At 35.7% G+C, this 21,869-nt stretch carries 17 protein-coding genes; 7 read left to right on the top strand and 10 right to left on the bottom strand.

Annotated elements, in window-relative coordinates:
- Positions 1 to 78: 78 nt before the first annotated feature.
- From KME09_11610 to KME09_11570, 9 genes are all read right to left on the bottom strand, one after another.
- The gene (locus KME09_11610; GenBank protein ID MBW4534570.1) at positions 79 to 1,281 is read right to left on the bottom strand and encodes a DegT/DnrJ/EryC1/StrS family aminotransferase; all 1,203 of its coding nucleotides are present in this window, start codon (positions 1,279 to 1,281) and stop codon (positions 79 to 81) included.
- Complete coding sequence (locus tag KME09_11605) at positions 1,274 to 2,248, bottom strand: NAD-dependent epimerase/dehydratase family protein (protein MBW4534569.1); 975 nt, start codon at positions 2,246 to 2,248, stop codon at positions 1,274 to 1,276. The genes KME09_11610 and KME09_11605 overlap by 8 nt, the downstream gene beginning before the upstream one ends.
- On the bottom strand, positions 2,238 to 3,221 hold the full coding sequence (locus KME09_11600; protein MBW4534568.1) for a methionyl-tRNA formyltransferase: 984 nt from the start codon (positions 3,219 to 3,221) through the stop codon (positions 2,238 to 2,240). Before KME09_11600 ends, KME09_11605 begins: the two co-directional genes overlap by 11 nt.
- The gene (locus tag KME09_11595; protein MBW4534567.1) at positions 3,222 to 4,310 is read right to left on the bottom strand and encodes a hypothetical protein; all 1,089 of its coding nucleotides are present in this window, start codon (positions 4,308 to 4,310) and stop codon (positions 3,222 to 3,224) included. It lies immediately after the preceding gene.
- Positions 4,307 to 5,416 carry a DegT/DnrJ/EryC1/StrS family aminotransferase gene (locus tag KME09_11590; GenBank protein ID MBW4534566.1) on the bottom strand — a complete coding sequence of 370 codons (1,110 nt, stop codon included), beginning with the start codon at positions 5,414 to 5,416 and terminating at the stop codon, positions 4,307 to 4,309. Before KME09_11590 ends, KME09_11595 begins: the two co-directional genes overlap by 4 nt.
- Positions 5,413 to 6,462, bottom strand: a complete 1,050-nt coding sequence (locus KME09_11585; GenBank protein ID MBW4534565.1) for a Gfo/Idh/MocA family oxidoreductase — start codon at positions 6,460 to 6,462, stop codon at positions 5,413 to 5,415. Before KME09_11585 ends, KME09_11590 begins: the two co-directional genes overlap by 4 nt.
- A 278-nt stretch (positions 6,463 to 6,740) precedes the next feature.
- On the bottom strand, positions 6,741 to 7,226 hold the full coding sequence (locus KME09_11580) for an N-acetyltransferase (GenBank protein MBW4534564.1): 486 nt from the start codon (positions 7,224 to 7,226) through the stop codon (positions 6,741 to 6,743).
- Between the two features lie 37 nt (positions 7,227 to 7,263).
- Positions 7,264 to 8,517: a WecB/TagA/CpsF family glycosyltransferase gene (locus KME09_11575; protein MBW4534563.1), complete on the bottom strand. Its 1,254-nt coding sequence runs from the start codon at positions 8,515 to 8,517 to the stop codon at positions 7,264 to 7,266.
- Positions 8,518 to 8,605: 88 nt separating this feature from the next.
- The gene (locus KME09_11570; GenBank protein MBW4534562.1) at positions 8,606 to 8,995 is read right to left on the bottom strand and encodes a hypothetical protein; all 390 of its coding nucleotides are present in this window, start codon (positions 8,993 to 8,995) and stop codon (positions 8,606 to 8,608) included.
- Positions 8,996 to 9,640: 645 nt separating this feature from the next.
- Between KME09_11570 and KME09_11565 the strand changes: the two genes are divergently transcribed.
- The 7 genes from KME09_11565 to KME09_11535 all read left to right on the top strand — a co-directional run bounded on the left by KME09_11565 (position 9,641) and on the right by KME09_11535 (position 19,906).
- The gene (locus KME09_11565; GenBank protein ID MBW4534561.1) at positions 9,641 to 11,833 is read left to right on the top strand and encodes an AAA family ATPase; all 2,193 of its coding nucleotides are present in this window, start codon (positions 9,641 to 9,643) and stop codon (positions 11,831 to 11,833) included.
- 112 nt (positions 11,834 to 11,945) lie between these two features.
- A complete protein-coding gene (locus KME09_11560) occupies positions 11,946 to 13,118 on the top strand; it encodes a glycosyltransferase (GenBank protein ID MBW4534560.1) in 1,173 nt (390 codons plus the stop codon).
- A 3-nt stretch (positions 13,119 to 13,121) separates the two neighbouring features.
- Complete coding sequence (locus tag KME09_11555; GenBank protein MBW4534559.1) at positions 13,122 to 14,210, top strand: acyltransferase; 1,089 nt, start codon at positions 13,122 to 13,124, stop codon at positions 14,208 to 14,210.
- Positions 14,211 to 14,254: 44 nt separating this feature from the next.
- A complete protein-coding gene (locus KME09_11550; protein MBW4534558.1) occupies positions 14,255 to 15,412 on the top strand; it encodes a glycosyltransferase family 4 protein in 1,158 nt (385 codons plus the stop codon).
- Between the two features lie 38 nt (positions 15,413 to 15,450).
- Positions 15,451 to 16,701 carry a glycosyltransferase gene (locus tag KME09_11545; protein ID MBW4534557.1) on the top strand — a complete coding sequence of 417 codons (1,251 nt, stop codon included), beginning with the start codon at positions 15,451 to 15,453 and terminating at the stop codon, positions 16,699 to 16,701.
- A 107-nt stretch (positions 16,702 to 16,808) separates the two neighbouring features.
- Positions 16,809 to 17,873, top strand: a complete 1,065-nt coding sequence (locus tag KME09_11540) for a glycosyltransferase family 4 protein (protein MBW4534556.1) — start codon at positions 16,809 to 16,811, stop codon at positions 17,871 to 17,873.
- 164 nt (positions 17,874 to 18,037) lie between these two features.
- On the top strand, positions 18,038 to 19,906 hold the full coding sequence (locus KME09_11535) for a right-handed parallel beta-helix repeat-containing protein (protein MBW4534555.1): 1,869 nt from the start codon (positions 18,038 to 18,040) through the stop codon (positions 19,904 to 19,906).
- 207 nt (positions 19,907 to 20,113) lie between these two features.
- Here KME09_11535 and KME09_11530 read toward each other — a convergent pair whose 3' ends face one another.
- The gene (locus tag KME09_11530; protein MBW4534554.1) at positions 20,114 to 21,763 is read right to left on the bottom strand and encodes an ABC transporter ATP-binding protein; all 1,650 of its coding nucleotides are present in this window, start codon (positions 21,761 to 21,763) and stop codon (positions 20,114 to 20,116) included.
- Positions 21,764 to 21,869: the final 106 nt, after the last annotated feature.

The raw sequence follows: 21,869 nt of genomic DNA, 5'->3' as shown, positions 1-21,869 counted from the left end.
TATCATTCACTTCTTAGTATTGAAGAAAATAAAAAGTAATAAAAGTTAATATTGGTTTGAACGCTTATTTTTGAACGCTTATTGACGAGCCGAGCTTTGTAAAAAATGGACAACATAATCCTGTTCTGGTTCGCTCATTTGATGAAACAGAGGCAATATAATTGAATTATTCTGTGCTTGTTCGCTTTCGATCAAGCGATCGCAACTTTCTTTTTTACAATCACAGGTTTCTCGTTGAATTCCACAAGACCACTTTTCTTGGTTATAAGCTGGTTCACGATGAGCGCACATAATGCCTCTACGGGTGGACACGCCAGCATCTAGCATTCCCTGCATAACTGGCACTTGATCGCAACCATTAGGTAAACGAACACAATAACTCTGCCAGTTGCTTTTAGCCCATTCTGGTTCTGTGGGTAACTTTAAGCCTGGTATGTCTGCAAGCATTTCGTGATATCTAGCTGCTAGTTCGCGACGACGGCTAACAATCTCTGGTAAGCGTTTAAGTTGTTCTCGTCCAACTGCTGCTTGGATATCCGTCATGCGGTAGTTATAGCCCAACATGGGGTAAGACTCGAAAATGACTTGTTTTGCACCATGACGCACAGTATCAGGGACACTCATACCATGTTGTCGCCAGAGACGAAATTGCTTGTCCCATTCAGGATTATTCGTGGTAATCATGCCACCGTCACCAGTAGTAATTACTTTGCGAGGGTGAAAAGAAAAACAAGCAATATCTCCGTGAGGTTTACCAATTTTTTCCCATTTGTCATCCCAAAGAATTTCACTACCAATAGCACAGGCTGCATCTTCGATAACTGGTAACTGATGACGACGAGCAATATCGATAATAGCTTTGAGATCGCAGGGCATTCCCATTTGATGAACCACGAGAATAGCTTTTGTGCGATCGCTAATTACTGATTCAATTAATAAGGGATTAATGTTATAAGTCTGCGGTTCGATATCCACAAAAACTGGTGTCGCGCCACAATAGCGAATACTATTAGCTGTGGCAATATAGGAATGACTGACAGTAATGACTTCATCCCCTGGTTGTACTCCTACTGCCAACAATGCTAAATGTAAAGCGGTAGTACAATTAGATACGGCACAAGCATATTTAGCCCCTACTTCTTCAGCAAATTCGGCTTCAAAAGCTGCTACTTCAGGGCCTTGAGTTACCCATCCCGATAAAATAGCTCGACTTGCTGCTGCTGCTTCTGCTTCTCCCAGAAATGGTATAGCAATAGGAATTTTTTTAATTGTTTTAGACATTGCTTGTTTCTTGCTCCTGTTTTTGCGAAAGCCACCAACTAACTAATTTTTCTAAACCTGCTTCTAAAGATACGGCGGTAGTAAAATCGATTAATTTTTTGGCTTTACTAACATCGGCAATCCGTCTTTGTACAGGATTAACTTTACGTTCTGGCCCATATTCTGGTTTTAAGTCAGAACCCATTACTTTAGCTAAACTTAGAGCAAGATCGTTTAAGCTGGTTTCTGTACCGCTAGCGACATTAAAAACTTCATCTGTAACATCAGCTTTGGCAGCACAGATATTAGCTCTAGCAATATCTTCGATATAGACAAAATCCATTGTCTGTTGACCATCGCCAAAGATTAAAGGTGGTTGATTGTTGGCAATTCTCTCCATCCAACGAATTAGGACTTCGGTATAGACACCATAAATATCCATGCGAGGGCCATAAACGTTAAAGTAACGCAATGCCACGTAATCCAACCCATACATATCGTAAAAGCTACGTAATATACCTTCATTAAAGGTTTTAGCAGCACCGTAAAAAGTACGATTGTTATAGGGATGATGAGACTCGGTAGTGGGAAAGTCTTTTGCCATCCCGTAAATAGAAGCCGAAGAAGCTGCTACTACTTTTTGAACTTTAGCGTTGACTGCTGCTTCCAAGACATTAAAAGTACCGTCGGCTAAAACTTCGAGTGCCAAACGTGGTTCTTGAGCGCATTGAGTAATCCGAATTGCTGCTTGGTGAAAAACTAGATCGACACCTTGCATGATATCTGCTAGTAATTGGCGATCGCGAATATCTCCTTCTACCATGACTAATGGGCCATTAGCTGCTGCCCAAGCTAAGTTTTCTTGGCGACCACGAGTATAGTTATCTAAAATAATAATTTCGGCTACTTCTTCTTTAACTAATAAATCAGCAATATGAGAGCCAACAAGACCTGCACCACCAGTGATTAAAACTCTTTTATTTTTCATTTTTTTGTTGTAAGTAAAAAATTTGCTTTTCTAAACTTTGAATACGATTTAATAGCTCAGATGTTTGCAGTCCTAAAGTACTTTTGACTGATTTAATTACTTTGGCTGCTTGAGTTTTTTCTTGTCCAAATAATTGAACTTCAAGCAATCTTAAAACTCCATTCCCTGTCAAAATATCAACATGACCTTCTGTTGGCGATCTATTAATAATTCGTCCAGGAATTCGACCTATATATTGAGGTGCATTATTAACAATTTCGGCTTGCCAAACTATTAATTTTTCACCTTTGAAATAAGTATAAGCACCAGGAAAAGGTTCAACTAAAGCACGAATCAAATTATTAATTTTTTTAGTACTATCCGACCAATTAATTTCGCCATCTTCTGGTAAACGAGTACAACCATAACTTGATTGCTCGTGATTTTGAGGTATTCCCCAATTACCTTGTAAGGCTTTAATAATTGTTATCCCCAAGTTTTCTTTTTGAATTTGATTTAATTTCTCGTATAAAGTTGCCACCGTATCATCATGCTCGATAGGAATTAATTGCTGATATAAAATATTACCTTCATCTAATTCAGGTGAGATTAAATGAATACTAATTGCTACATGAGATTCATCATTAATAATTGCCCAATTAACATTGGCGCGACCACGATATTGTGGTAAAGGGGAATAATGAACATTAATAAAAGTAGTTAATTTAATTAGCGATTGAGGGAGTATTTGGTTGTAAGAAGAAACTACAACACAATCAGGTTTTAGTTCAACAATTAAAGATTGAATGGCTTTTTGAGATGGATCATTAAAAAGAGGAATATTTTCCTTTTTAGCCAAATTGATAACGGGATCGTTTGCTTCAGATTCTTGAGCTATATTTCTGACTATACCAACAACTTGACATTGAGAAATTAAAGATTCTAAAGCTGTCAAAGTAGTAATCCCCAAGCCAATGAGCAAAACTTTAACCATTTATACTTGTCCTATTGCTTCAGAGCAATTGTTAACTAAAATTTCAGCGATCGCAGCTTTATCAGTTATTATTTGTGAATTAGCTTGATTGTTAAGCCCTGTTGTTTCCGAGGTAACTAATCTCTGACGATATACTACTTCTGCTGCTGTTAACCCACCAGTTTGTAAACGAACAATCGCTTCTGGGCCAACATCTGAAGGTAAAACTCCCATATGTCCTGGTTTTGGTGCTTTTGGAGGAAATAAAGGAATATTATGCTCACTAAAAGCAGCACGGTCAATCTCCCCCCAATATTGTAGTACTACCGCCTCCGACCAAACATTAGCGATCAGCTTCGCAGCTTCTACTGATAAGACTGGATATGATTGTGGCTGTAGTGCAACTAGAATGGCATCATAAGTTTTATCTAAAGATGTCTGTGTCAAATTTTCTACAGTATCTACTCTTGCACCTGCATTTAACAAACCTCGCTCAATAAATGTCCGAAATGGGTTGTCGCAAAGAAGCAAAATATCACAGTTATATACAGAAATTCCTGCATCTAGTAACTGCTTAATTGCCATCATCCCCAAAAAGGAAAAAACATCTACTGCTGAATGACGTTCGTTGACACCGACAATCGGAATATTGCGTTTTTGACAAGCTAGTCGATCAATATCTTCTGGTCTAAATTCCCATGCTTCATACATTAAACCTATAGCAGCATTAGGATTCATCCAACTAATCATTTCAGCATTTATAGGTCGCACATGTCCGCTATTAGTAATAATGTCGGCTGCTGCCACAATGTCTTGAGTCTTAGTCGTAATAAATTCGATCTTGTCTCTGACTTGTCCTAATTGAGCTAACTTGGCGGTTTGCTCTTTAACTTCTTCCGCACTACCATAGGGAGTATCCTGAGTGATAGCGTAGACTTTTTTCGCTCCCGCCATTGCAGCAATAATCGGTGTCACAATATAAGCTCCAGTAGCTGCTTCAGTCAGTACAGTTAAGTCGTTTAATTGCAAATTACACTCAGTAATTGACCTTTTGATTAGAGAAAGAAGTCGTTTAGAGTTAAAACCAGGCAGAAGGTTGTTATCAATCATTGATCAACTCCCTCAACCACACTTTGTAAAGCTGTTGCTACAGTTTTAACTTGCCCAGAAGAAAGTTCTGCATACATAGGTAATGAGAGAACTTCTTTTGCTACTAATTCTGAATTCGGAAAATCACCCAGTTTATAACCTAAATCGGCGTATCCTGTTTGCAGATGTACGGGAATAGGATAGTGAATACCAGTTTGAATTCCCTGCTCATTTAGTTTTTGCTGTAGCTGTTCTCTTTGGTGAGTTCGCACTGCATAAATATGATACACATGATGACTATAAGGCATCACGGTTGGAGTTTTGACTCCTGAATTGGCTAAAAGCTCGTCATACTGAGCAGCATGAGTTCTTCTGGCTTCTGTCCACTGGTCTAAGTAACGTAACTTCACTCGTAAAATTGCGCCTTGAATCCCATCCATGCGATAGTTATAGCCTTTCATGACATGATGATATCTTTCCTCTTGTCCCCAATCCCGCAACATTTTGATTTTGCGAGCATATTCGGGATTACTGGTAACTATTGCACCACCTTCGCCGTAAGCTCCTAAATTCTTACCTGGATAAAAACTAAAACAGCCGATATCCCCAATGCTGCCAACTCTTTGTCCCTTGTACTCCGCTCTATGTGCTTGGGCTGCATCTTCAATGACAGTTAAACCATGACGACGAGCAATTTCCATGATGGGCTGCATATCTGCTGGTTGACCGTATAAATGTACGGGCAAAATTGCCTTAGTTCGAGGAGTGATCGCTTGTTCGATTTGCTTTACATCAATGGTGTAAGAAATTGGATCGACATCGACAAAAACTGGGGTAGCTCCTGCATAACAAATAGCTGCTACAGTAGCGACAAAGGTAAAGGGAGTTGTAATTACTTCGTCCCCAGCCCCAATACCCGCAGCAAGTAAGGCTAAGTGTAAAGCACTTGTACCTGTATTAAGAGCCAAAGCATAATCGGTATTACAGTAGGCTGCAAACTCTTTTTCAAAAGCAACAACTTCGTTACCCAAAATAAACTGGGTACTATCTAATACCTTTAAAACAGCCGTATCTATCTCTTCTTTAATGCTTAAATACTGAGTTTTTAAATCAACAAAGGGAATCATACTGCTACCTCGATTTTATCTAATTCAACTAATTGACCCTGCTTTTTCATGGAAAGAGTAGCAGCTTCAAGAATTTTGACTATTTGCAATCCTGCATAGCCATCAGTAATTGGACGTTTGCCTTGTTGGATACATTCAATAAAATGTAATGCTTCAGTACGTAATGCCTCTGTCATTTCTAGCTTAGGAGACCACATATCTCCTGTACGATAACCAATTAGCATTTGATAGACTTTATCCGCATTACTATTGATATTGCCATTTAAAGTAATACCTTTATCGTATACTTTTAGCTTTTCACTAGGCTCTAAGTCATCAAACACGACCATTTTTTCACTACCACCAATAAGGGTACGACGTACTTTGACTGGTGCTAACCAATTAACATTAATATGAGCGATCATATCATTGTGGAAAAATAAAGTTAAATAGGCTATATTTTCTGGTTCTCCAGGAACATGACTTATGCCAGTTGCCGAAACAGCATAGGGCTGAGTTTGCAATACATAGTTCATAATTGAAAGATCGTGTACTGCTAAATCCCAAAGTACATTGACATCGTGCTGAAATAGCCCTAAATTGACTCTGACCGAATCATAGTAATAAATATCACCCAGTTGCTTGCTAGATACAAGATCGCGCATTTTTTGCACTGCACCTGTATAAACAAATGTATGATCGACCATTAATACTAAATTACGTTTTTCTGCTTCTTCAACTAACCGCAATCCTTGTTCTGTGGTTACGGTCATTGGTTTTTCGACAAAAACGTGCTTACCAGCTTTTAAAGCTGCCAGTGCTAAGTCAAAATGTGTCGATACGGGAGTGGCGATCGCTATAGCATCTATTTTATGATTAGTAACTATATCTTGATAGTTTGTGGTTACTTCAATAGTTGGATATCTTGTCTGCGCTTTTAATAATAGTTCTGTCTTGAAGTCACTAATCATAGTAACTTTTGCGGTCGGCAATTCAGCAAAATTACGAACTAAATTTGGTCCCCAATATCCGTAGCCAATTACGCCAATATTGATGATATCTTCCATTAGTTTTGTTTCGGTATTTATATTTGATAAAAAATATTTATGTACGATTATTTAGTCAAAAATATACAACTATATTGTCTCTTAAAATTATTTTTGTGTTATTTATGTAATTGTACATATAAATCAAAGTTTTATATATAAAACTTTGATGTTGAGCAAACAAAATAATATACATTTTTGACAAATATTTTGCTCTAAAAAAAGCAAGCCTTTAATTAATTTTGTTTTTTAATAATTATGTCACGTTTTGATAAAATCATTTGATAATATTTATTTTTTTAATTTGAATTATTAATGCGAGCATCTCCCACAACGCGAGCCGGAACTCCAGCCACAATTGCATAATCGTCAACATCATTAGTTACAACCGCACCAGCTCCGACTATAGCGTGTCTACCAATATTAATTCCTGGAAGAATTGTGACATTACTACCAATAGAGGCACGGTTTTTGACTGTGGTTTGAATCACATCCCAATCAGTTTCTGTTTTTAAACTGCCATCTTCATTAGTAGCGCGAGGATAAAGGTCGTTGGTAAACATTACACCATGACCAATAAAAACTTCATCTTCAATAGTTACCCCTTCACATAAAAAACTATGAGAAGAAATTTTGCATCTCTGTCCTACAATGACATTTGCTTGAATTTCAACAAAAGTGCCAATTTTAGTATGGTCACCAATTTTACAACCATAAAGATTAACTAAATTAGGATGAAAAATTTTTACATTACTACCTAATACAACATCATCATTAATTGCCATTTTTATTTACGTTTAATTTATTAATTTATTAAAATAACTAAAGCTGAACATAAATTTTTTGGGAATCTGAACTCTCTTCAGGTGTCTGTTGATTTAACCATAGTCCTTTACGTCGCCAATACTGCTCAAGAATAGCCATTTCTATTTGTTTATCCGACAATATATTTAGCTCAATTAAAATTTCACCTAATTTTTTACCAGACATTATAGTTTTTTGAAGTAGTAAAATTTGTTTTAATTTTGAGTTTTTAAGTAATTTTTGCTCAATTAAAATTTCACCAAGTTTAATATTTTGATTTCTTAAATAATATTTCAATTGAGGTAAAGAAATTAAATTATTCTTAATCAAAATCTCGCCTATTTTTAACTCATAAGCTTGTTCTTGTTCTTGTATTACTTTATTTAAGATATCTGTAGTTATTAAACCTTGTCTAACTAAAATGTCACCTATTCTTTTAGGTGAAGTATCTAGCTCATCAATATTAAACATTGAATGACCATCTACTGAGTTTTGATCCTCTAGTTTTAATTTTTCTTGATAGAGAGTCAATAATTGTTTGATAGCTAAATATAGAAAAGGTGGAATCGTTGAACCATAACGACGCCAGAGACGCCGTGGCTCTTGTAATAAGCGATATAGCCATTCTAAACCTGCTTGTTGAATCCATTGAGGCGCTCTGGGATTAATTCCTACGTACATTGAAAAAACAGCCCCAACTCCAATCATCACCCCATTAATCAAACCCTGATATTGAGACATCCAGATTTCCTGTTTCGGACATCCCAAACAAACAAATACTATGCCAGCTTTACTTTTATTGATATCTTCTATTAATTCAGTATCTTGATTAGCATAAATTTCTTCAATAGAAAGATGAGGAATTGCTTTCATCCCAGCAATTTTTAAAATTGGGTATTCACGGTTTAGTTTTTGCTTAATCTTTGCTAATATTTCGTTCGTAGAGCCTAAAAAATATATTCCAACCCCCGTACTTTCAGCTAGGTTGCACAAATTAAGAAAGACATCCATTCCCGATACCTGGTTTTGGTGATGTATTCCCAATCGACGTAGCATCAAAACTAAAGGCTTGCCGTCAGGAGTAACCAAATCTGCTTTCTGTAAAATCGTTTTAAAGGCTGGATGCCAGTAAGCCTCCATTAGCATATGAACGTTGGCCAAACAGACAACTTTGCTCGTTCTCATTTTCGCCCAGCGTAGCATCAACATGATTTGCTCATCCAAAGGCAGACAAGTAACAGGAACATTAAGTAGTTCTTTTTTTGGTATCATCCTTGCGTTGTTTGTATTATAAAAATAGCTTTAAATCTTATTTTTATTCCGTTATGATTTGCCCTTTGTAATTAATCACGCCGTAATTTTAAAAAAGCGCACGGCTCATTCTCAAAGTAAATTCGCTAACGGAAGGGTTAGATCTTCTAGGGTCAGAGGTTTTATTCGTCTGTAACCAATCTTTTTCCTTAGCCAACCTATAATTGCAACCTTTTTCTTGAAGTGAAATTAATAGCCAAAGTGATCCATGTTTTTGACAACAAAAAGCTTCTATCCATTTTTTTGTATCTAGGTATGTAGAGTTTTGATTAGCTAGCAACTTAGCATTTTTAGCAGAAATACATAGATTTTTCTTAATTTCAATGTCATTTTGATAAAAAATGTAATATTTTGAAGTTCCTAACCTCCATAATCTTTGCTGACAAAAAGGACAATTATAAATTTGAGTTTTTCCTCTTTTACTTCTTTTATTAGGCATAAAACTACATTGATTTTATTTTAATTAAAAAAAAACAAGCAAAAATTTTCTAGTTTTTAACTTAGAGAAAAACTAAAAATAACAATATTAGAATAAGTTTCATATGCAAGTAATATACAAATAGTTAAATAGATGTATGCACTATTGTTCACATATGTTTAAAAGTTTATAAACCTATCAAGTTTAATTTTTATGATTTTTAAAATAATCAAAATAAGCAGATAATGCACGACAGTTTTTGATATTTAAAGAAAAAACATTAAATATCAAATAGATTATCTATTTTAAGGCAACAGTGCCTTGAACAGCAAAATCGAAAGTGCACTCAAAGGTGTCTTCTCTAGATATTTGTGCAAAAGATTGCTATTTAAGTATTGATATTAAAAAAACATTATTGCATTATTACATTATTAATTCAAAGAAGTCAAGATTAATTTTTTAAGTAAGTTTTGTATTAATTTTTTTTAACTGCTTAAATTAGAAGGCTTGATTTTTGTAGCAAATATGTATATTTTATAGTAAAAATGTACGAAAAATTGTCTTATGTATGTATTATACTATTGTTTTCTATAGAACAAACATATTATTTTTTTAAATAGAAATTTACTACTTGCTTATGTTTAGCAATTAAACAATTTAAAAATCATGAACCATAATCTAGAGACGCAAAATTTTTATCCTTTAAATAATTATTCTACGGCTGAAAACTCTGAAGGAGGCTTAAATTTACGTGAAATAAAAAATATTATTTGGCGCAAAATTTTTCTAATTATATGTTTTACTTTAGGAATGACCTCTTTTGCCTTTATAAAAATGTTAATTACCCCTCCAGTTTATTTTGCCAGTTTTGAACTATTGGAGCCATTAAACATTGAAACTAAAGTTACTTCTACTAATGAAGAGTCTAGAGAAACCAGAGAAGAAATTACTTCTGTAGAGTTGAATGATGTTCAACTTAAAATTTTAAAAAGCCCTAAATTAATTTTGCGTGCTGTTGAATTACTTCAAAGTAAATATCCCGACATGAGTTATCAAGAGTTATATGATGGCTTAACGATTAACATAATCACTGATAGTCAAGAAAATCAAGAAGCTCAAGATGTTCTGCTAGTAACATATGAAAATGTAGATAAACAAAAAGTTGCTAGTGTTGTGGATGTTTTAATTAAGGTATACATAGACTATAGTGCAGAAAAACGCTTATCTGGAGTTAAACGAGGTATTAGTTTTTTAGACCAACAAATACTAAAAGCTGACTTAGAAGTTAACAATATAGAAGAACAAATTAAAACATTAAGAAGCAAACATAATTTTATTAAGCCAGATATTTCTTTAGAACCTCTAACAACCCGTTCTAATAAATTAAATCAAGAAGCAGAGGATATTAATATCAGGATCGCTGAACTTAGGTTGATGGCTAAAAATCTGGATCGGGAACTAAAAACAAAGCCAGAAAAATCAGAGACGGCGATTAAGCTTGCTACTCCTCAGTATCTTGAATTACTCAATAAATCTCGACAAATAGAGCTTGAAATTGCTCGTAAGTCTGCGATTTTTTCAAATAATAGTATAGAAATACAAACTTTAAAACAAGAAAAGCAACAAATTATTTTTTTAATTAGAGAAGTAGGAGAAGAGATTCGCCAACAGTTAAATAAAGAAATTAATATATCAGAAAATCGCCAACAAAACATAGTTAAAGGAACAAATAATTTAAAATTACAATTAGAAGGTTGGTCATCAGTTTCTAGTGATTACAATAACCTTTTACAAAATCTAGCTTTAGCTAATAATAAACTCAACGAATTTGAGCTGCAAAAAGATGCCCTTTCAATTGAAGCTGCTCAACAAGAAGCACCATGGCAACTTTTAACTCCAGCAGAAGAACCAGCAACTAAAAATTTTGGTATGATTAACTACTTGTTGCTAGGTTCAAGTTTGGGATTATTGTTAGGTGTAGGAACAGCTTTAATTTTAGATAAATATCAAAATATTATTTATACTTCAGCTAAGGTTGAAGAAATAACTAACTTACCTATTTTGGGTACAATTCCTCATATACCAAAAAATAAGACATTAGCATTTATTAAACAAGAATTAAGACAATTATCTTCACAAGAATCACATTCGCTCAAACAACGATCTCTTCCAGAGTTAGCTTCTTTATCAATGGAAGCATTTCGTTCATTTGCTGCTAATTTAGGTCTTTTAAATTTTAATTCAGGGCATTTAGATTCCAACATTAATATTAAGTCTCTGGTAATTACTTCGGCGATTTCTGGAGAGGGAAAATCTACTGTTGCCTTAAATCTTGCTAGAGCATGTGCTTCAATGGGTAAAAAGACTTTGCTGGTTGATACAGATCTACGTAGTAATGATCGTTTAACTAAATATTTGGATTTAGAATCAGAAATAGGTTTAATAGATATCTTAAATCAGAATGATTATAATTTAAGTTTAGAGCAAATTAATACTAAACAATTGCTTTTAGAAAGTAATTTATCTTTTATCACTTCTGGTTTAAAAGATGAAACAATTACAAATACAAAATTACCCAAAAATTCATCTTTTATTAAACAGGACTGTAGTCACTTATTAGCATCAGCAAAAATGCATATTTTAATTGAAGAATTAAGAAATAGTTTTGACATAGTTATCTACGATCTTTGCGCTATAGTTGGATTTGCTGACGTAAATTTACTGGCTGGTCAAATAGATGGAATTGTCTTAGTTACCGAGGTAGGTAGAATACAAACTGATGAAATAACTGAAGCTCTTAATCAATTAAGATTGTGTAAAGCTCCAATTTTGGGATTAGCTATTAATAATATAAATTAAACAAGTAGAAGAGTCTTGCTAAATTAACTAACTGGAAAAAAATCCTCGCTCAACCTCTTGTTTACTGGATTCAACTTGAAGCAACTAATAAACTTTTCAGAAGGTTGAACTAATGGACTTTATCTCTTTTATGAATCATTACAACCATTCAAAACTAAAATTGCGAGTATTAATTGTTAGTCATGCCTATGTAGTAGGAGTAAATCAAGGAAAACTAAAGGCGATCGCCGACACAAAAGAGGTAGAATTAGCTTTGCTTGCTCCTAATAATTGGAAAGCTTTGGAATGGAACCGTTTTCTACCATTAGAAATGCCTTTTCCACAAATTCGTATTTACTCCGCACCAGTTTGGTTTACAGGCAAAGTTGGCGCACATTTATATGCACCCTGGAAAATTTGGCAAGTGATCGATGATTTTCAACCAGATTTAATTCAAGTTGAAGAAGAAATTTTTTCTCTCTGTGCTTTCGAGGTAGCAATTTGGGCAAAACTCTATCAAAAGCCAATGGTAGTTTTTGGTTGGGAAAATCAACAGCGTTCCCTACCTTTACCCAGACAATGGGTACGTAATTTGGTCATGAGTGCGACTAACTTATTTATTGCTGGCAATCAGGATGGTGCAGCAGTAATGCGTAACTGGGGTTACACCAGACAAATAGAAATAATGCCTCAAATGGGGGTAGATACGGTTTTATTTTCCCCTCAAATTCCTAGTAATAAAGATGAATTCAATATTGGCTTTCTTGGACGATTAGTACCAGAAAAAGGGATTGATATTTTATTTACTGCTGTCAGTCAATTACAACCACAAGGTTTAAATTGCCGAATTACGATCTGTGGTTCTGGTTTTAGTGAAGCTGACTTAAGACAAGAAGCAAAAAAACAAAAGTTAGAAGATATCGTAACTTGGAAAGGAGCGGTGCGCCATGAAGAAGCCCCCCAAGAAATAAGTAAGTTTGATGTGTTGGTGCTTCCTTCTCGTACCGTTGCTACTTGGAAAGAACAGTTTGGTCACGTAATCATTGAGGCGATGGCGATGGGCATCCCTGTAGTCGGCTCTAGTTGTGGAGAAATTCCCAATGTAATTGCTCATCCTGATTTAATTTTTCCTGAAGAAGATGCTACAGCCTTAGCAATAATTCTAAAGCGGGCTATCTGCGATCGCTCTTGGTTACAAGAAATGAGCAATTACGGCATTGATAGAGTGCAAAAATACTATTCTCACGAACGAATTGCCCAAAGATTAGTTGATTTGTGGCAGAAAACAATTTTCAATTTAAATTAATTTATGGATAAAACAATCAGATTTGTGGGTATCGATCTCTGTCGAGGTTTGGCAGCTTTTGCGGTTATTTTAGTTCATTCGGGAGATGAAACTTGGGGTATTCCGATCAGCGATCGCGCTATTCAATTTCGTTATTTATTTTATTTTGCTGTTCCTTTTTTTTTAGCAGCGTCTTTTTATTTTTCAACTAAAAAATTACCCTTAAATGTTTCCATCTCTTTTTGGCAGAAAAAGTTTAGGCGAATCATTATACCTTATTTGCTTTGGAGTCTTTTTTATGTCACGTTTAAAACAATTATATTTTTGCTAACCCATAATAACAGTCAAATTAAGCAATTATTATCTGATCCATTAGCGATTACTTTTTTGGGTGCTGCTTCTTATCATTTGTATTTTTTACCGCTTTTAGTCTCTGGAACTTTATTGTTGCCCTTGGCTAATTATTTTAATCACCAGCCAAAATCTCTACCTTTACTATCTTTATTTTCTGTATTAAGTCTTATTATTTATCAATTGCTATTGACAAACAATAATTCTTTTGATTTAGGGAATTATACAGCCTTTCCTAATATATTAAATTTAATATCTACATCAAGCTGGCTTTATTCTCCTTTAAGAATTATTTTGGTTAATTTAGCTTGGATGATAAGATGTTTACCATATTTTTTTATGGCGATGCTAATCAATCAATTCTTCAAGAAATATAACTATCAATTATTTTATAGACAGCCAGTTATAATTTTATTATTTTTTGGTTTCTTATATGTTAATATTATTGGCAACAATTTTCTTCCCAAGGCAGTAAATGAAATTACAATCGCCTTTAGTTTGTTACTCTTAGGAATTGCGATTTCCTATTATCTTAAAAAGAATACTTTAATCAGTAATCTCGGTCTATGTTCTTTTGGTATTTATTTGATTCATCCTTTTGTTAAAAGTGTAGTAGAAATTATAATTGTCCAGCTCATACCTCAACTTGCCCAAAGTATTTCTATTATGTCGATGTTAGGTTACTCTATATCTACTTTTTTAATTAGTTGGCTATTGGTTGCAATTTTGCTAAAAAATAAAACCTTTTCTCAATATATATAATAATTTTCTTAATGAACTTTTAAAATAGTTTATGGAGTGTGTAAATGCGAGTAGTAATTGTTAGGCGAGAAGCAAAAGTTGCTTTTAGCATGGATGTCTATGCAGATAATTTGGTTGCAGAATTAAAGCTCCTTCATCCAGACTGGGAAATCATTGAAATTGCTCCTAAACCTTGGAGTAAAGATTTAGAGAACTTATGGCATTCTGGTAATCCAATTCGTAAATATTACGAACGTTTTTTAAATCATCCTCGAACAGTAAGTAATTTAGAAGCTGATGTCTTTCATGTTATCGATCATACTAACGGTCATGTTGCATATTGGCTAAAAAAATCAGGTAAACCAGTGATTATTACTTGTCATGATTTAGTACAATATGTATATCCAGAAATCTTAAAAAATCAGTCTCGTTTTCCAGCTTTCAGTATGGCTGCTTGGGAATATTCAGTCAGAGGAATTACGGTAGTCGATCGTACCATTGCTGTTTCAACAAATACTGCTCAAGACATTACTAATCATTTAAATATAAACCCTGAAAAAATAACTGTAATACCCAATGGTGTTGAATCACAATTTCGTCCGCTATCCTCTGAAATAGTCCAAAATTGGCGACAGCAATACACGGCCTCGCCAGAGGAAATTTGTATATTAAATGTTGGTTCAACTCATCAACGTAAAAACATCATAACGGTTTTAAAAGTAGTAAAAGCGATCGCCAAGCGGGGATTCCCCGTTCGTTTGTGGAAAATTGGCGATGACTTTACGATAGAACAAAAACAGTTTATCAGCGAGCAAACTTTGAGTAAACATATAACCTTTTTAGGAAAACTAGATCGCGAAGCTTTGATTTGCTTTTATAATGCTGCTGATGTGTTATTGGCTCCCTCTCTTTATGAAGGTTTTGGTCTAACTATTCTAGAAGCCATGGCTTGTGGAACACCTGTCATTACATCTAATGTTTCTTCCTTACCAGAAGTAGCTAATGATGCAGCAATTTTAGTCAGTCCTACTGATGTCGAGACTATAACCACAAGTATCTTGCGTCTTCAGCAGAATGTTTTATCTCATCAAAAACTAATAGAGCAAGGATTAGCTAGAGCCAATATATTTACCTGGAAAGAAACTGCTGCACAAATGGCACATATATATGAAAAGACAGTACCTTCAAAGGTAATGCATAAAAATTATGATCAAATTCATTAACTCTTAAACATAATATCGATCTTTAAAATAACTTAACTATGAAAGTTTTATTATCTGCTTATTCATGTGAACCAGGCAAAGGTTCTGAACGTGGTGTAGGTTGGAATTTAGCCAAAGAAGTTGCCAAATACCATGAAGTCTGGGTATTAACCAGACCCGATGAAAGTCGAGAGGCGATTGAAGCAGAGTTAACACGCAATCCAATTCCCAACTTACATTTTATTTATTTTACCCTTCCTTTTTGGCAAGACAGTCTACGTTGGGGACAATCTGGTGCAATGCAACTTCATTATTATTTTTGGCAAATTCAAGCATATTTTGTCGCACGAGATTTACATCGCAAAATTGGATTCGATTTAGTTCATCATGTTACATTTGTACGTTATTCTTCTCCCAGTTTTCTTTCTTTTTTACCAATCCCTTTTATTTGGGGGCCAGTAGGTGGTGGAGAGTCAGCACCATTAAATTTTTGGACAGATTTTAACTTAAAAAACAAGCTGTATGAAATCTTACGTTTGGCATGGCGCGCAATTGGTGAATTCGATCCATTTACTGGTCTAACTGCCCGAAAAAGCGCAATTATCTACGCAACTACAGAAGATACAGCCCAAAGAATCAAAAAATTGGGTGCAACTCATGTTCAACGAGCCTCAGAATCAGGTCTTTCCCAATCAGAAATCGAACAACTAAGTCAATGTCAGCCCCCAACTAATTCTCCAGTTCGATTTATTAATATTGCACGTCTTCTTCATTGGAAAGGTATCCATTTAGGTCTACGAGCATTTGCCAAAGCTAATTTAGATGATGCGGAATACTGGATTGTAGGTGAAGGAACTGAATTAGAAAATTTGCAAGCCCTGACTCTAGATTTAGGTATTACGGAGCAAGTAAAGTTTTTTGGTTTATTAGATCGTGAGGAAGTTTTAATCAAGCTAGGACAATGTTTAGCTCTAGTACACCCGAGTTTACATGATTCAGGAGGATGGGTTCCTTTAGAAGCTATGGCATCGGGCAGACCTATTGTTTGCCTAGATTTGGGAGGCCCATCAGAATTAGTGACCTCAGAGACTGGCATCAAAGTTTCGGCAGATAATCCCCAACAGGCAGTCACCGATCTCGCTCAAGCGATGGTGAAATTAGCAAAAGAGCCAGGTTTATGTACTCAAATGGGACAAGCAGGACAAAAGAAAATTAAGGAGTTTTATAGTTGGGAAAGCAAAGGAAAATGGCTAGCTAATGTTTATGAAGAGTGCGTTAGTAAAAGTTTAATAAAACCAGAGAAAAGTTAAAAGTATGATGATTTTCTTAAAAATTAATTTAAACAAAAGTATTTTTGTATTACATCGTAATTTACTTTGGTCAGAGGGAAAATAACTATTTAATTAATTTTGAAATTATGGCAATGAAAAAACTTTTATTGATAACCTTTCCTGTAGATCTGGGCAATGCTACATATGAAAAGCGTTTTATTAGTTTATTTAAAGAAAAAGCTGATATAGATCTTAAAGTATTTCGTTTTAATTCTAATCAAAGTAAATCTCATCCTAAATCTATTTTTACAATAGATTATCTACTAATTTTTTTAGCAAGATTACGAGAGTCTATGAAACTGTGGCAAGCTATTTATCAAGCTAAAAAAGAAGAGAGAGCAATATTATTTCATGGAGTATCCACAGCACTATTTGGCTATTTAGCTACTGGAAAAAATCAAAGTTATATAGTAACTGAGTGGACTCGAAAGTTGTATGAACCAATTTGGAAAACTTCTGGTTCTCCTAATTGGTTAACTTGGATTCATACAAAAATTTTAAATGCACAAATATCTGTGTTGGGACTAACAGATAATGTTATAGACCAAATAAAAAAAGATTACCATGTACCATCCACTAAACTCAAAAAAGTTAAGCTTCCATTTGCTTATGATTTAGAGCTTTTTGTATCTAGTCAAGAGTTTAGAAATAATGAGATTCGTCTTTTATTTGTAGGTGGTGATTTTCAGCGTAAAGGTGGAGATATTTTACTTGATTGGTTTAAAAAATATAATGAACCAGGATTAAAAATGACTATGGTTACAAATTATCTTGTAGAACCTTGTCCAGGAGTTACTATAGAAACAAATGTTCAGTATGGAAACTCTAAGCACGTTGAACTATTTAAAAATCAAGATATTTTTGTTTTACCAACTAACTGTGATAGTTATCCATCAGTTTTGGGAGAAGCAGCTTGTGCTGGATTAGCAATTTTAACTACCAAAAATGCCTTGGGAGCCTCTGAAGTAATTGAAAACGGCAGGAATGGCTATATTTGCGATTCTCAAGCAGAATTATTAGAGAGACTAATAATGTTAACTAAAGACAAAGCTTTAATCTCAAGTATGAAGCAAAATAGTCGTAAGTTAATGGAAAATAAATTTTCTCAAGAACGAGTATTAAAAGAGTATCTTTTATATATTTTCGATTAACTATTTTAAAATTTTAATTAAAGTAGGTAAGTATAAAAAATAATAAAAGACTGTATCTCTTGCCTACTTATAATTACCTTCTATTTAATGTTACCCAGATACTTATGTTTATAAATAAAATAAGAGTCCTATTCTTTGGTCTTGGTATTTTTCTGAGTTTAGCTATGTCAGGATGTGATGACGAAGGTTATTTCATTTCTCCTCAAGGTTCAGACGATAATCCTGGTACTCTTAATCGCCCATTCAAAACCGTTCAAAAATGCGCTGAGATTGTTCAACCTGGCGAAATATGTTGGTTACGACAGGGAATTTATCGTGAAACCGTACAACCCGCAATTTCGGGAACGAGCAAAGAGCCAATAACCTTTGCAGCATATAAAGATGAAGAAGTAACGATCTCTGGAACTGAAATAATTGAAGGATGGACTGTAGATCGCGATTCAATTTTCCGTACTAATGCATCTCTACCTGTTAGTAATTACAGCGACACTGAATTTTTCGCCAATCAAGTTTTTGTGAACGGGGAAATGATGCCTGAAGCTCGTTTTCCCAATCTAGACGAAAACCGAGATTTTTTGCGTCCCACTTTAATCGGTGGAGGTTTAAAAAGCGAGGGAGGAACGGCAGCTACGATTGAAAATAGCGAAATTCCTGTTTTATCTGAGGGATGGGCAGGCGCAAAAGTGTGGAGTAATGAATGGTACACTACTCGTACAGGTACAATAACTGACAGTCAATCCAAAAAATTAACCGCTCAAATGACTGCTCCTTGGGAGAGGGGCGGATTTTGGTTGTATTTTTTTGGTAAATTAGAATTACTCGATAGTCCAGGTGAATGGTTTTATCAAGATCAAAATAAAACTTTATATCTCTGGTCACCTAATGGCAAGAAGCCTAGTCAAGTAGAAGTCAAACAGCGCAATTTTGCTTTTGATTTGAACGATCGCTCTTATATATCTATACGTGGTTTAAATCTATTTGCTAATACTATCACTACCAGCGATCGCAGTACTGGGATAGTCATTGATGATATTCGAGCTAAATATGTATCCCACCACATGACTCTACCGCCATTACCTGAGACAGAGCAAGCACCTGACTCTGATAATGCTTTATTCTTGGCTTCACACACACATGATACTGGAATTCAGCTAAGAGGTAGTGGCAATACCTTAAAAAACTCGATTATCGAATGGAGTTCTGGCAACGGTGTGCTGTTAGAAGGCAAAAACCATCTAGTAACCAATAATATTATTGCCAGTACTAATTATCAGGTATCTTATGCTGCTCCTGTCCGCATCAATGGCAACGGTCATCAAATTACTCATAACACGATTACTCGCGCTGGTCGAGATGCCATAAATATTGATTGGCATACCGCAGGTGTTGATGGGCGAAATATCGAAATTGCTTATAACGATATTTCTCAGTTTGGGATGCTCAGCACTGATTTAGGTGCTATCTATGTTTGCTGTCACGTTAATCTAGAAGGTGGGGCGATTCATCATAACTGGATTCGAGATACTAAAGCATTCAGTAATGCCTGGGGAACTCGCGGTATTTATTTAGACTTAGAAAGTTTTAATAGCACAATTCACCATAACGTAGTCTGGAACTTAATTTGGGGTCAAGATAACTATAATTTGCTGGCTGGTAGTCCCAGAGGACACGAGCGAGTCTTCAATAATACTTTTCTAGGAGAAGTGCTTACCAACGGAGGATCTGTTGACGCAAGGAATAATATTTTTGCAGGCTCTAAAAGTATAGTTGCCGAGCGACAATCTAATAATCTGTTGATGAATACGGATAGTAAATTTGCTAAACCTCCTACAGAAGAATCAAAATCTTTGCCCGATTTTAGCTTACAGCCAAACTCTCCAGCCGTAGATGCTGGAGTAAACATTCCTGGGATTACAGACGACTTTAAGGGCGATTCACCTGATATTGGTGCTTATGAGCGAGGTCAACCAGTCTGGAAAGCTGGCTCGACTTTGAAATATACTCGGGAAAAAAACAGGGCGAACGCATTTTAATCAATGTTTTTGCTTTCTTAATTATTTAAGTCCCGTAGTGGAATTAGTGCCTAACATCAGCGTCCAACGAATAAAATTCGTCATGTCAGAGAGAAACGATTTTTTTTCCCTTTTCACCAAACTAAGCGGTGCGACACGAAGTTAGTCCTTTAGGGCAAGCCCCTTTCCCTTTTCCCAGCCTCAGCAGATTAATTTGTTTCTTAGGAGTTATTTAGCTAATAATGGTGCCGCCGCCAACAGTTTTTGAGTATAGGGATGTTGTGCTTGAGTAAAAATCTTTTCCGTTGCGTCAATTTCGACGATTTGTCCTGAATTCATGACGGCAATGCGATCGCAAAAGAATCTTGCGACCCAAAGATCGTGAGTAATAAATAGGTAAGTTAGGTCAAATTCTGCTTTTAATGCCAACATTAGCTCTAATACTTGGGTTTGTACGGTAGCGTCGAGCATACTCACAGGTTCATCGCAGATTACTAGCTTAGGCTTGGTAATTAAGGCTCTGGCGATCGCCACTCGTTGTTGTTGTCCCCCTGATAGTTCTTTGGGATAGCGTCGGTAATATTCTGCCGTAGGGGTCAAGCCTACTTTTTCCAGCATGGTTACTACCTGTTGCTTTGCTTGGGATGAGGTAGCAAGCTGATGAATTAATAAAGGATCGGCAATACTTTCGCCCACAGTCATCCGAGGATTAAGGCAGGCATGAGGATCTTGAAACACCATCTGTAGCTGTCTTCTCTGACTCCGCATGGCTGAAGCTGAAAGAGTAGTTAAATCCTGTCCCAGAAATTCAACTTTGCCCGCAGTGGGTTTGAGCAACTGTAAGATTGTGCGAGACAGAGTACTTTTGCCACAGCCAGACTCACCGACTAAGCCTAATATTTCCCCTGGATATAGATCGAAGCTGATATCATCTACGGCTTTAATTTCTGTTGTCTTTGCTTGAGAAAATATTTGCTGAATTAAGTTTGCTTCTAAAGAAAAATACTGTTTTAAATGTTCTACCCGCAGAATCGGTTTTTCTTCTGTGCTGCTATTGTCAGTATCTTCGGCGACTGCTTGTAAATGAAGGGCGGCATTGAGCAACGACTTAGTATATTCATGCTGGGGATGATAGAGAATCGACTTAACGTCTCCCGTTTCCACCATTTTGCCTTCATACATCACCGCAATGCGATCGCAATATTCTCCAACCATGGCTAAATCGTGAGAAATCAAGAGCAACCCCATATCCCTCTCACTACATAGTCGAGTCAATTCCGTCAAAATCTCCGCCGAAACCGTTACGTCAAGGCTTGTGGTGGGTTCATCTGCCACAATTACTTTAGGGTTGAGCAAAAGAGCCAGAGCGATCGCCACCCGTTGACGCATTCCTCCACTAAATTCATGGGGATATTGTCCCCAGCGGGTTGCAGGTATTTTGACCGTCTCTAAAGTTTTCAGTGCTAGTTGCTTGGCTGCGGATTTAGTTAACTCAGGCTGATGAGCTTTAATCGTCTCTAAACAATGAGCGCCAATAGTCATTAAAGGATCTAAGCGCGTCATGGGATCTTGAAATACCAGAGCCACGACTTCTCCCCGAAATTGACGTAATTCAGCCTTATTTAGCTCAAAAACTGATTTATCTTGAAAAATAGCCTTACCCAACACCTGACTACCTTCGGGTAAAAGACGCATAATTGCCCGCCCCAAAGTTGATTTACCACAGCCAGACTCCCCTACTAACCCGATTTTTTCCCCTGGTTTAAGTTCAAAAGACACATCATCTACCGCCCAGATCGTATTCCCTTGTGGTTGACGGGGATATGCCACTTTAAGATGCTTGACTGACAATAGGGCTTGAGTCATAGTCTGAGTCATGGTATTTGGCAAGAGAAAAATTAGTCTATCGCATTGTAATCAGCTATTAAGCAAAATGGCTATGATAATTTAGATTAACCACCGACAATTTGGTTACAGTTAACAA

Source organism: Pleurocapsa minor HA4230-MV1, assembly GCA_019359095.1.
Lineage (GTDB): Bacteria > Cyanobacteriota > Cyanobacteriia > Cyanobacteriales > Xenococcaceae > Waterburya > Waterburya minor.
The sequence above is the reverse complement of the archived record's forward strand: the minus strand, read 5'-3'. Positions and strand labels throughout refer to the sequence as shown.